Below are 12,189 nucleotides of genomic sequence, written 5' to 3'. Positions count from 1 at the left end.
GCCGTGGCGCGGCCGATCCGACAGGACGCCCGTGTCCACCAGCCCCCGCCCCACCCTCTTCGCCCTGCCCGGACTCGGGCTCGACGGCCGCGCCTTCGACGCGCTCGGCCGCGAGCTCGCCGACGTCGCGGACCTCGTCGCGCTCGACCTGCCCGGTGGATCCGGGACCTCGCTCGAGGAGATGACCGCTGCCACGATCCGCCGGATCCGCGAGCACGGCTCCTCCCGCTGGCTGCTCCTCGGGCACAGCATGGGCGGGAAGATCGCCTCGCTCGTGGCCTCCCGCACGGTCACCGGCCGCTCGGGCCTGTTCGGGCTCGCGGGCGTCGTGCTCCTCGCCGGGTCGCCGCTCTCGCCCGAGCCGATGGAGGAGGAGCGCCGCTCGACCATGCTCGGCTGGGTCGACGACGGGCACCTCGACGAGGCGCAGGCGCGCGAGTTCGTCGACCAGAACGTCGGCTCGCCGCTGCCCGCCGACGCCGACGCGGAGGTGCTGGCCGAGCTGCGCCGCTACTCCCCCGAGGGCTGGCGCGACTGGCTCGAGCACGGCAGCCGCGAGGACCGCACCGGAGAGGCCGCCCTCGGGGCCGTGCCCGCGCTCCTGATCGCGGGCGGAGAGGACGGCGACCTCGGCGCCGACGCGCAGCGCCGCCTCAACGGCTCCCTCTACTCCCGCGCCCGGCTGCTCACGCTCGCCGGGGCGGGCCACCTGCTGCCGTTCGAGCGCCCGGTCGAGGTGGCCGCGGCGATCCGCCGGTTCTGGGAGGAGGCCGGCACGGCGCCGTCGGTCCCGGCCGACGTCGGCGCAGCCATCGCCTCCGCCCGCACCTCCACGCGGGTGCGCGGGCTGCTGGCCGTGCGCGCGCTCGCCGACGACCCGGAGTACGCGCCGCGCGCCCTGACCGTCGCCCAGCTCGCGGAGCTGCGCGCGATCGCCGACCGGGTCGTCCCGCAGGAGGGCGGCCGGATCGACCTGGCCGCACGGGTGGACACGCAGCTCGCGAACGGCGAGGGCGACGGCTGGCGCAACGCCGACCTGCCGGCCGACCCGATCGCCTACGGTCTGGCGCTCGACACCCTCCGGGGCTTCGCCGGCCTCGGCCCCGCCGAGCAGGACGCGCGCCTCACCGCGATCGCCGACGGCTCCGCGGAGCTCGGCGACCGCTCGGCCGGCGGGCTCGGTGCCGAGCAGCTGACCGCCTGGTTCGAGGACTGCCGCGTCGACCTCGTGAAGCAGTGGCTGGCGCACCCCGCGTCGATGGCGCGGATCGGCTACGACGGCTACGCCAGCGGCGGCGACACGCTGCCGCTCGTGACGGGCTTCCGCCTGCTCGGCGCCGACGACCGCGAGACCTGGGAACCGACGACGAGGAGTCACCGATGAACACGACCGGCATGCGCCGCTTCCCGCTCGACGAGACGGTCGACGCCGTCGTGATCGGCACCGGGGCAGGCGGAGCGCCCCTGCTCTCGGTGCTCGCCGCTCGAGGGCTGCGGGTCGTCGCCCTCGAGGCCGGGCCGCACTTAGATCCGCTCGGCCACACCGCCGACGAGACGGCGGCCGTCGAGATCAACTGGATGGAGGAGCGCCTCAGCGGAGGCGAGACCCCCACCGCCTTCGGGCAGAACAACAGCGGCCGCGGGGTCGGCGGCTCGACGCTGCACTGGGGAGCGTTCACGCCCCGCCCCGACCCGCGCGACCTGCGGCTCCGGAGCGACTCCGGCGTCGGCCGCGACTGGCCGATCGGGCACGCCGAGCTCACCGCGTACATCGAGAAGGTGGAGGCGACGATCGGAGTGGCGGGCCCGGCCGAGTACCCGTGGGACCCGTCGCGCCGCTACCTGCAGGGCCCGCTCGCGCGGAACGCCTCGGCCGACATGATGCTGCGCGGCTGCGCGGCGATCGGGATGCGCGCGACCGACGCGCCCGCCGCCGTGCTCAGCGGCCCGCGGGACGACGGCCGGCCCTCCTGCGTCAACTGCGGCCAGTGCCATCAGGGCTGCCGGACCGGCGCGAAGACGAGCATGGACGTGACCTACCTGCCGGAGGCGGTGCGGGCCGGTGCCGAGATCCGGGCCGACTCGTTCGTGCACGGGATCGAGCTGGACGCCGCGGGACGCGTGTGCGCCGTGGTCTACACGAGCGGCGGAGTGGAGCACCGGCAGCGCTGCTCCGCCCTGTTCCTCTGCGCGGGCGGCGTCGAGACGCCCCGGCTCCTCCTGCACACCGGCATCGCGAACAGCAGCGGGCAGGTGGGCCGGAACTTCCTGGCGCACGGGGCGACCCAGGTCTGGGGCACCTTCGAGAGCGAGATGCGCGGTTACCGCGGCTACCCCTCCTCGGTGATCACCGAGGACACCGTCCGCCCGGCCGACGCGGACTTCGCGGGCGGCTACCTGATCCAGAGTCTCGGAGTGATGCCGCTGACCTACGCGACGACGCTCGCCCGCGGCGCGGGACTCTGGGGCCGCGATCTGATGGACGCGCTCGACGGATACCGCTTCGCGGCGGGCGTCGGGATCAACGCGGAGTGCCTGCCCGCCGACGGCAATCGGCTGGAGCTGACCGACGAGCTGGACGAGCACGGGGTGCCGAAGGCGCGCATCACGTTCTCGGCGGGCGCCAACGAGGAGGCGATCGACCGGCACGCGATCCGGACGATGACCGCGATCGTGGAGGCGGCCGGCGCGACGAGCACGCGGGTGATGGCGCGCACGGCGCACACGCTCGGCACCGTGCGGATGGGCACCGACGCGGGCGACGCCGTGATCGACGCGGACGGCCGCAGCTTCGACGTGCCGAACCTCTGGGTGTGCGACAACTCGGTGTTCCCGAGCGCGCTGATCGCGAACCCGGCGCTCGCGACGATGGCGCTCTCGCTGCGGACGGCGGACCGCTTCCTGGCGGCGTAGCGTCGCGGCTGCGGGGCGGCTGCGGGGCGGGAGGACGGGCGAGGTGCTCCTGCGCGTCGCCGACTGACCGCGAGGGCGTGCCCGGACTGCGCGCCTGGACTGCGCACCCCGCCGTATCAGCCGTGGGGCGGTGCGGGGCGCCAGCGCAGTCCCGAGTCGCGCTGCCCGAACGGCGGGCCGCGACGGCGCGTGACGGCGGTTCGGCGCGCGCTGAGCTGCCGAGGTGCCGAGGAGCCGAGGTGCCGAGGAGCCGAGGTGCTGCATCGTGGTGGCCGAACGGCGGCATGGCGAACGGCGGCGGCACGGCCCTGGTGTCGGCACGGCGTCAGGCGACGGTGCGGCCCCGGTGACGGTCCGCGCCTCAGCGGCGGTGGTACGGCGGTGGTGCGGCGGGGCGGCCGCGTGAACCCGAGCGAAGGCGCAGATCCGAGCGGCAGTGGCGCGGCGGGAGGGCGCTGAGCACTCGCCCCCGAGCGACAGCACGGCCCGATCACCAGTGCGAACCCGCGCCATGGGCCGAACCCGCCCGACAGCCGATTCCCTCAGGGGTGCACGGCAGCACGGCAGCACGGCAGCACGGCAGCACGGCAGCACGGCAGCACGGCAGCACGGCAGCGTGTCAGAACGGCAGCGTGTCAGAACGGCGGCGGCCGGTCCTCGAACCTCGGGGTCGCGGGTGGGCCTGGACGGAGCCGTTCCTCGAGGCCCGGCGGGCGCGTGGTGATGCGGCGGCCGGTGGGGGTGGTCCAGTCGGCGGTGCCGTCGGGGTGGAGGACGTAGGTCCAGCGGTCGCCGTGCCGCACGTGGTGGTGGGCGACGCAGAGGCTGGCGAGGTTGCCGGGGTCGGTGCCGCCGCCGTTTCGCCACTCGACGACGTGGTCGGCCTCGGCGCTCGCGGCGGAGCGGGTGCAGCCGGGGAAGCGGCAGATCACGTCGCGGAGCTGGAGGAGGAGCCGCAGCTCGCGGTGCGGCAGTCGGCGTGTGCGCCCGACCGAGAGGACGGCGCCCGTCCGGGGCTCGGTCAGCACGCGGGTGACGGTCGCGGGGACGAGGCTCCGGGCGACGTCTGCGGGGATCGGGCCGTAGCCGTCGAGCTCGGCGGAGGCGTCGTCGGCGCCGGACGCGGTGCTCGCCGACAGGGTGACCCGCACCTCGGCGCGCACGCCGGTGACGAGGGTCGGAACGGGCCGATCGGCACCGACCGAGTCGGGCACCGTGTCGATGACGTCCGCCTCGCAGAGGAGGTCGGCCAGAGCGTCGGCTCGCAGCTGGGCGAGGGTCCGCTCGTCGCCCGCTCCGGAGATCACGCCTGCGGCGCCCGCACCGGTGATTCCGGCGGACTCCGCTCCGGTCGTTTCGCTGGACTCCGCTCCGCAGGAGCCCGCTTCCGCAGCGGCGAGCGGCGGCGTCCCTTCCGCCGCGTCGCGGAGGATCCGGGCGATCCGGTCGAGGCGGCTGTACGCCCCCACGGCGACCGGGGCGGGGAGGAGGGCGCAGAGCGTCGCCATGCCGTCGACCTCGGGGGTCAGCCAGACCGCGCGGTCCTCGCGGGCACGTCGGTGGCGCTCGGCGAGGGGCTGCTCGTGGAGCTCCTCCCGCAGTCGGGCCAGAGCGCGCCGCAGCTGGGTCGGCGTGGTGCGGGCCGCGAGCTCGGCCGCCCGCGTATCGAACGCGGCGCGGGAGCCCGGAGGCAGGGTGGCCGCGACGGCGCAGACGACCTGGCCCGCCTCCCACCGCAGGCGCGCCCCGGCGAGGGCGGCGCGGGTGGTCGGCAGGTCCTCGACGAGGAGGCGCGCGTGGTCGAGCTCGCGGGAGGCGACCCGCTCGGAGACTCCGAGGGCGACCGCGAACTCCGCGCGGATCGACCGCTCGGCGAGGTCGCTCGACGCGTGGGGCGCCGAGCCGCGGGCGAACGACTCCGGATGCTCGAGCGCGGCCCGGTGCCCGGCGTGCAGCTCCTCGGCCGCGGCCAGGAGCAGCGGGGACGCCGAGCGGGCCAGCGCCGCGGCTCGGTCGCCGCGAGCACGCGCCTCGCTGAGCACCGCCTCCGCTGCTGTCGACCTGCTGATCATCAGCATACGTGTATTCAATCAGCGACCACCGACACGGAAGCGACGGATCGTCACATCCGTGGAGAACCGGCGTGAGGCCCTCCTGTGGAGGGAGGGATCACCGCAGCCGACGCCGCACATCCCCGCCGTCCTCGGGGCGGCGCGCGCAGGACACCGGCGCAACACCCCGCCACACGCACCGCCACACGCCCCCCGCTCACGCGAACCGCACCGCCACACACGCCCCCGCTCACCCGAACCGCACCGCCACACGCCCCCGCTCACCCGAACCGCACCGCCTCACGCACCCCCGCACGCCCCCAGCCTCACGCGAACCGCCCCGCCACCTCCGCCAGGCACTCCCGGAACACCCGCACGGCCGGCGACGCCAGCTGCGCCTCGCGCTGGGCGGTGAAGATCGTGCGGCGGGGCGTGCCGGGCAGCTCGAGGAGGCGGCAGTCCGGCGCCTCGCCCGCCCAGACCAGGTCGGGCATCAGGGCGACGGCGTGGCCGGAGGCGGCGAGGCGGATCTGCGCCTGCAGGTCGGCGGTCTCGAAGCGGACGTCCGGCTCGAAGCCCGCGACCCGGCAGGTCTGCTCGGCGAAGTGGCGGCTCGCGGTGCCGCGCGGCTCCATCACCCAGGCGGAGTCGCGGGCCGAGGCGAGGTCGACGACGGCGGAGTCGCGGCTCACGGCGAGGCGGATCGCGTCGGTCGTCAGGTCGCTGCGCACCAGTCCGGGCAGCCAGGAGGTCGAGTGGCCGGGGTACTGCTCGGCGACGACGAGGTCGAACTCCCGCGCCCACGACGTCTCGTGCAGAGCGCCCTCCGGCTCGCGCTGCACCATCTCGATCCGCACCTCCGGGAAGCGGTCAGCGACAGCCCGGAGCGCGCCCGGCATGAGCGCGAGCGCGGCCGACTGGAACACCGCGACGCGCACCCGCCCGGTCACCGACTCCCCCGAGGCCGCGAGCGCCGCCTCCGCCCGCTCGAGCAGGGCCATCACCTCGCCGGCCGCCTCGACCAGGATCTCGGCCTGGGGCGTCAGCTGCACGCGCCGGCCCGCCTTCCGCAGCAGCTCGACGCCGGCCTCGCGCTCGAGCACGGCGAGCTGCTGCGAGACGGCGGAGGGACTGTAGGCGAGGGCCTCGGCCGCGGCGGCGAGAGTGCCGCGGATGGCCACCTCGCGGAGCAGGACCAGGCGGCGGACATCGAGCACGGCGTCTCTCCGATCGTTCAGCTGAGCTGACCGGTACCGGTAAGGAACGGTCGCTTCTGCTCAACGGTAGTCGGTCGAATACTGAAGGCACCGCCTCTCAGAGCAGAAGGACCGCACCATGACGGATCTCGCCAGCCCCGCTCCCGCCACCGGCCCCGCCACCGACGGCCCGTCCGCCGATTCGATCGATCCCCGTCTGGTCGACGAGAGCGTCGCGCTGGTGCGGCGCTGGCTGCGCGAGGCGTCCGCGATCCCGATCGACGCCTCCGGGGCGCAGCTGGCGGGCGTGCTGAAGGACCCGGCCGGCCTGGACTTCACGGTCGGCTTCGTCGACGGCGTCGTCCGCCCCGAGGACACCCGCGTCGCGGCGGCGGCGCTGAAGGCGATCGCGGGCGGCGTGCCGTCCTTCCTCCCGGCTCCGATGCGCGGCGCGGTCGCCCTCGGCGGCGTCCTGGCGCCGCTCCTCCCGGACGTCGTGGTGCCGATCGCGCGCCGGGTGCTGCGACGGATGGTCGGCCACCTGATCATCGACGCGACCGACTCGCGCCTGGGCCCGGCCATCGCCGCGATCCGCCGCGACGGCGTCCGGCTCAACATGAACCTGCTCGGCGAGGCCGTCCTCGGCCGCGAGGAGGCCCACCGCCGCCTGGAGGGGACGCACCGGCTCCTCGCCCGCGACGACGTCGACTACGTCTCGATCAAGGTCTCCTCGAGCACCGCCCCGCACAACCCGTGGGCCTTCGACGCCGCGGTCGACGACATCGTCGAGGAGCTGGCGCCGCTGTTCGCCCGGGCCGCCGCGTCCTCGCCGCAAAAGTTCATCAACCTCGACATGGAGGAGTACAAGGACCTCGACCTCACCATCGCGGTCTTCACCCGCATCCTCGACCGGCCGGAGTTCCTCGGCCTCGAGGCCGGCATCGTGCTGCAGGCCTACCTGCCGGACGCGCTCTCGGCGATGATCCGCCTGCAGGAGTGGAGCGCCGCCCGCCGGGCCCGCGGCGGCGCCGGCATCAAGGTGCGCCTGGTCAAGGGCGCGAACCTGCCGATGGAGCAGGTCGAGGCCTCGGTCCACGGCTGGCCGCTGGCGACCTGGAGCAGCAAGCAGGACTCCGACACGAACTACAAGCGCGTCGTCGACTACGCGCTGCACCCGGAGCGGATCCGCAACGTGCGGGTCGGCGTCGCCGGGCACAACCTCTTCGACGTCGCGTACTCGTGGCTGCTCGCCGGCACCCGCGGCGTCCGCGAGGGGATCGAGTACGAGATGCTCCTCGGCATGGCCCAGGGCCAGGCGGAGGCGGTGCGCCGCACGGTCGGCTCGCTCCTGCTCTACACGCCGGTCGTCGCGCCGGCCGAGTTCGACGTGGCGATCGCGTACCTGATCCGCCGGCTGGAGGAGGGCGCGTCGAGCCAGAACTTCATGTCGGCCGTCTTCGAGCTCGAGGCCGACCCGGCGCTCTTCGCGCGGGAGGAGGAGCGGTTCCGCGCCTCCGTCGCCGCCCTCGACGGGGCCGTCCCCCCGGCGCACCGCGTGCCCGACCGGTTCGCCGCGAGCGGCCGTCCGGGACCGGGCGACTTCCGCAGCACCCCCGACACCGACCCGTCCGTCGCCGCGAACCGCGAGTGGGCGCAGGCGATCCTCGCGCGCGTCCCCTCCTCCCGGGCCGGCGCCGACGCGATCGAGGCCGCCACGATCGGCACCCTCGACGAGCTGGAGTCGGTGCTCTCCGGCGCCCGCGGCAGCGGCTGGAGCGACGTCCCGGCCGAGGAGCGCGCCCGCATCCTGCACCGCGCCGGCGACGAGCTGGAGGCGCGCCGCGCCGAGCTGCTCGAGGTCATGGCGGCCGAGGGCGGCAAGACCCTCGACCAGGGCGACCCCGAGGTCTCGGAGGCCGTGGACTTCGCCCACTACTACGCCGAGCGCGCCCTCGAGCTCGACGCGGTCGACGGCGCCCGCTTCCACCCGGCCGCGCTGACCCTGGTCGCTCCGCCGTGGAACTTCCCGGTCGCGATCCCGGCCGGCGGCGTCCTCGCGGCGCTCGCGGCCGGCTCCGCCGTGGTGCTCAAGCCCGCCGGACCGACCGCGCGCTGCGGCGCGGTGGTGGCCGAGGCGCTGTGGGCGGCGGGCGTGCCCCGCGAGGCCCTGCGCCTGCTCCGCCTGCCGGAGGAGGAGCTGGGGCGCGACCTGATCGCCTCCCCGCAGGTCGACCGCGTGATCCTCACCGGCGCCTACGAGACGGCGGAGCTGTTCCGCTCCTTCCGGAACGACCTCCCGCTACTCGCCGAGACGAGCGGCAAGAACGCGATCGTGGTCACCCCCTCGGCCGACCTCGACCTGGCGGTGAAGGACGTCGTGGCGAGCGCCTTCGGGCACGCGGGCCAGAAGTGCTCCGCAGCCTCGCTCGTGGTGCTGGTCGGCTCCGTCGCGCGCTCGAAGCGGTTCCGTGCGCAGCTGCTCGACGCGGTCTCCTCCCTCACGGTCGGCTACCCGACCGACCCCGCGACGCGGATGGGGCCGGTGATCGAACCCGCCGGCGGCAAGCTGCTGCGCGGCCTGACCCGGCTCGGCGCCGGTGAGACCTGGCTGCTGCAGCCGCGGAGCCTCGACGACTCCGGACGCCTGTGGAGCCCCGGCGTCCGCGACGGCGTGCGCCGCGGCTCCGAGTTCCACCGCACCGAGTACTTCGGGCCGATCCTCGGGATCATGACGGCGGCGACCCTCGACGAGGCGATCGCGATCGTCAACGAGGTCGACTACGGGCTCACCTCGGGCCTGCACGCGCTCGACCCGGAGGAGATCGGCACCTGGCTCGACGGGATCGAGGCGGGCAACCTCTACGTGAACCGCGGGATCACCGGGGCGATCGTGCAGCGCCAGCCGTTCGGCGGCTGGAAGAAGTCGGCGGTCGGCCCGGGCACCAAGGCGGGCGGGCCGGACTACCTGCTCGGCCTGGGCTCGTGGACCGCGGCGTCGTCGGAGGCGACCGCTCCGGTCGTCGGACCGGCCGCCCGCCTGCTCGCCGCGTCGCGCGCGGAGCTCCCGGCGGAGGAGCACGCCGCGGTGGAACGGACGGCGCGCAGCTGCGCGGCGGCGCGGGCCGCGAGCGCTCCTCGTGACGTGACGGGGCTGGAGGCGGAGCGCAACGTCTTCCGCCGCCTGCCCTACGACTCCGCCGTGCTGGTGCGTTTGGCCGCCGGGGAGCCGCTGGGCTCGCTCGTGCGGGTGGCCGTCGCGGCGGCGACCGCGCAGGCACGGGTGGTCGTCTCGAGCGCCGTGGCGCTGCCTCCGCAGCTCGCCGCCGGTCTCGACGAGGCGGCCGGCGCCGTCGTGGTCGAGGACGACGCGGCGTGGGAGGCGCGGGTGCGCGCCCACGGCGCCGGACGGGTGCGCCTGCTGGGCGCGTCCGCCGCGACGGTGACGGCCGTGACGGGCGGGCGCCCCGACCTCGCGGTCTACGCCGGCCCGGCGACCGAGGCGGGCCGGCTGGAGCTGCTGCCGTTCCTCCGCGAGCAGGCCGTGTCGATCACGGCCCACCGCTTCGGCACGCCGGACCATCTCACGGACGGGCTGCTCTGACCGGCGCGATCCGACCGGCGTGATCCGACCGCCCGCCGCGGGATCCCGCTCCGGTGAACCCGCTCCGGCGTGTCGACTACCGGAGCGGCGTCTCGCGGAGAGGGCGACGGAGGAACGACCGGGCGGAGAGGGGTCAGCCGCAGGCCGCACGTCAGTCCGCGTCAGCTCCGCGGCGGGTCCGCAGGGGTGGAGCGCGCGTCGTTGCTGGCGCGCGGGCCCTCCGGGAGGAGCGCGGCGCGTCCCACGCCCGATCGACGGCGGCGGCCGGGGTCAGCAGGATGTGCGCATGACCCGCCAGGAGAACGGCCGGCGCACCGCCGCGCCCGCCCGCGCGCCAGGCCCGCGCACGCGCCCGACCGTCGGCTCCGCCTTCGACCAGCGGTCGAACAGCATCAACGCCCTGCGGCTCGGGCTGGCGGTCCTCGTCATCGTGTCGCACTCCTTCCCCCTCGGCGGCTACGGCGACGACCCCGGGTTCGGCGGCTCCACCCTCGGCGCCTGGGCGGTCGGCGGGTTCTTCGCCACCTCCGGCTTCCTGATCACCGCGAGCCGGCTGCGCTCGCGATCCCTGGTCGACTTCCTCTGGCGGCGCTTCCTCCGCATCTATCCCGCCTTCCTCGTCTCGCTCCTGGTCGTGGCCTTCGTCGCCGCACCGCTCGCGTCGCTCCTCCTCGGAGCCGGCGAGTACAGCGCGGCCGGGGCGGTGCGCTTCGTGGTCGCCAATGCGGCCCTCTACATCCGGGAGTACGGCATCGCGGGGATGCTCGGCTCCGTGCCCTACCCGGGCGCGTGGAACGGCTCGCTCTGGAGCCTGTTCTACGAGTTCGTCAGCTACGTCGTGATCGGCCTGCTCGTCTCCCTGGCGCCCGCGCGCTGGGTGCGCCCCCTCGTGGTCGCGGGATTCGCTGGCCTCACCCTCGTCGCGGCGGTGCTCGCGACGGACCTCGTCCCGTTCCCGGCGCCCCTCAACCAGACGGTGACGCTCGTCGGGTACTTCCTCGCCGGCGCGCTCGTGCACCTGTACCGCGACCGCCTCCCCCTGACGGGCGCGCTCACCGCCGTCGCGGCCGTGCTGCTCGTCCTCGTGATCGCGACCGGCCTCTACCGCGTGCTCGCCGGCCTCCCCCTCGCCTATCTGATGGTCGCGCTCGGCGCCCGGCTCCCCCTGCGTCGAGTGGGCGCGACCCACGACGTCTCCTACGGGATGTACATCTACGCGTTCCCCGTGCAGCAGCTGCTCTCGCTGGCGATCGTCGGAGCCGGAGCCGACGTGCCGCTCTGGGCGTACATCGCGCTCTCGGTCGCGGCGACGGTCCCCCTCGCGTGGGCGAGCTGGCTGCTGGTCGAGCGCCCCGCGATGCGGCTGAAGCGCCTCACCGCCCGGGCTCCCGTCGACGTCGAGGGCCACGTCCTGCGCTGAGGCCCCGAGCCAAGAGCCCGGAGCCGTGACCCTGCAGCCGTCCTCGCACATCCGCCTGCCCGCAGCCGTCCATGCCCGGTCGCGCCCCCGGAGCCGCCCGCCCGCAGCCCCCGCCGGTACCCGCGAGCCCCGCGCAGCCGCCGGACTCCGACTCTCCGCGTCAGCCGTCCCAGCCGCCGGGGAGGTCGCGGACCACCCGCCAGCGCGGGTCGAGCTGCGTCGCCGCCCCTCCGTTCCACGCGCGGCTGTGGAACCACGGCGCGATCACGTCGGCGCCGCCGTGCACGTGGTCGCCGAGATGCGCGCCCCAGTACGAGAAGGTCGAGTTCGTCAGCACCAGGCGGCGGGACGCGGCCAGCAGGGCGAGCTGCTGCGGCACCGGCGTCCCCGCCCCCGGGAAGCGCACCTCGAGGCCCTCGAGGACGCGGGCCAGCTTCACCCGGCACCAGTCGAGGTCGTCCGACACGATCAGGACGCTGCGCACGGGCTCCCGCTCGCGGGCCAGGGCGAGCGCCGCGTCGACGTACTCGACCACGTCGAAGGAGTAGCGGCCGCGGAAGGCCGGGACGCTGTAGTAGTCGCCGCGCCGGATGTTCAGGGTGAGGTCCGCCTCCGGTCGCGCCGCCGCCACCAGAGCGGTGAAGGGGCCGCCGGGCGGGAGCAGCATCGTCGCGACGAAGTCCGCCAGCTCGTCCGCTGTGAACTCCACGCCGAGCTCCTGGTGGACGCTCCCGAGCTCGCGGGGGCTGAAGAACGACATCTCCGCCGGGGGCACCACGAGCTCCTCGAGGACCCGCGGGAAGACCTCCGCCCACTCCGCGGTCCTCCGCGTCGCGCGCACCGCGGTCGGCACCCCGCGGCTCCGGCGGGCGTGGGCCTGCAGCCAGAAGTAGGCGAGGTTCCCGACCCCGAACGACTCGCCGGGCAGCAGCACCGTCGTGCCCCGTCGGCGGAGGGGCGCCAGCAGCGCCGAGCGGACGTCGCCGCGCGTCACCACCGGGGGCCTCC

7 protein-coding genes are annotated in these 12,189 nt (G+C 75.4%); 4 read left to right on the top strand and 3 right to left on the bottom strand.

The annotated features are described in order from the left end of the window. Positions 1-1,384: alpha/beta hydrolase (locus C5C57_RS13365; protein WP_219827757.1), on the top strand; the 1,384-nt coding region annotated here is incomplete at its 5' end. Beyond that, on the top strand, positions 1,381-2,913 hold the full coding sequence (locus tag C5C57_RS13360; RefSeq protein WP_104297714.1) for a GMC family oxidoreductase: 1,533 nt from the start codon (positions 1,381-1,383) through the stop codon (positions 2,911-2,913). The genes C5C57_RS13365 and C5C57_RS13360, both read left to right, overlap by 4 nt. A gap of 635 nt (positions 2,914-3,548) precedes the next feature. Here the strand turns inward: C5C57_RS13360 and C5C57_RS13355 are convergent. Both C5C57_RS13355 and C5C57_RS13350 read right to left on the bottom strand, forming a co-directional pair. Further along, on the bottom strand, positions 3,549-4,985 hold the full coding sequence (locus C5C57_RS13355; RefSeq protein WP_181027243.1) for an HNH endonuclease signature motif containing protein: 1,437 nt from the start codon (positions 4,983-4,985) through the stop codon (positions 3,549-3,551). Between the two features lie 305 nt (positions 4,986-5,290). Beyond that, the gene (locus tag C5C57_RS13350) at positions 5,291-6,181 is read right to left on the bottom strand and encodes a LysR family transcriptional regulator (RefSeq protein WP_104261769.1); all 891 of its coding nucleotides are present in this window, start codon (positions 6,179-6,181) and stop codon (positions 5,291-5,293) included. Between the two features lie 118 nt (positions 6,182-6,299). On the opposite strand from C5C57_RS13350, the gene C5C57_RS13345 reads away from it, so the two are divergent. Together C5C57_RS13345 and C5C57_RS13340 are read left to right on the top strand one after the other, a co-directional pair. Continuing rightward, entirely contained in the window at positions 6,300-9,761 is a 3,462-nt protein-coding gene (locus C5C57_RS13345) for a bifunctional proline dehydrogenase/L-glutamate gamma-semialdehyde dehydrogenase (protein WP_104247956.1), read from the top strand. Positions 9,762-10,047: 286 nt separating this feature from the next. Next, complete coding sequence (locus C5C57_RS13340; protein ID WP_104247955.1) at positions 10,048-11,181, top strand: acyltransferase; 1,134 nt, start codon at positions 10,048-10,050, stop codon at positions 11,179-11,181. Positions 11,182-11,341: 160 nt separating this feature from the next. On the opposite strand, the gene C5C57_RS13335 is transcribed toward C5C57_RS13340, so the two are convergent. Next, a complete protein-coding gene (locus C5C57_RS13335) occupies positions 11,342-12,178 on the bottom strand; it encodes an alpha-1,2-fucosyltransferase (protein WP_104247954.1) in 837 nt (278 codons plus the stop codon). Positions 12,179-12,189 lie beyond the last annotated feature (11 nt).

Source organism: Rathayibacter sp. AY1C5 (assembly GCF_002931705.1).
Taxonomy (GTDB): domain Bacteria; phylum Actinomycetota; class Actinomycetes; order Actinomycetales; family Microbacteriaceae; genus Rathayibacter.
This window is presented reverse-complemented; position numbering and strand designations above follow the sequence as displayed.

What these genes read in the sequence shown, in the direction of transcription:
- C5C57_RS13340 (WP_104247955.1), top strand. Translation starts at nt 10,048, where the DNA reads ATGACCCGCCAGGAGAACGGCCGGCGCACCGCCGCGCCCGCCCGCGCG.
- C5C57_RS13360 (WP_104297714.1), top strand. Translation starts at nt 1,381, where the DNA reads ATGAACACGACCGGCATGCGCCGCTTCCCGCTCGACGAGACGGTCGAC.
- C5C57_RS13355 (WP_181027243.1), bottom strand. Translation starts at nt 4,985, where the DNA reads ATGATCAGCAGGTCGACAGCAGCGGAGGCGGTGCTCAGCGAGGCGCGT.
- C5C57_RS13345 (WP_104247956.1), top strand. Translation starts at nt 6,300, where the DNA reads ATGACGGATCTCGCCAGCCCCGCTCCCGCCACCGGCCCCGCCACCGAC.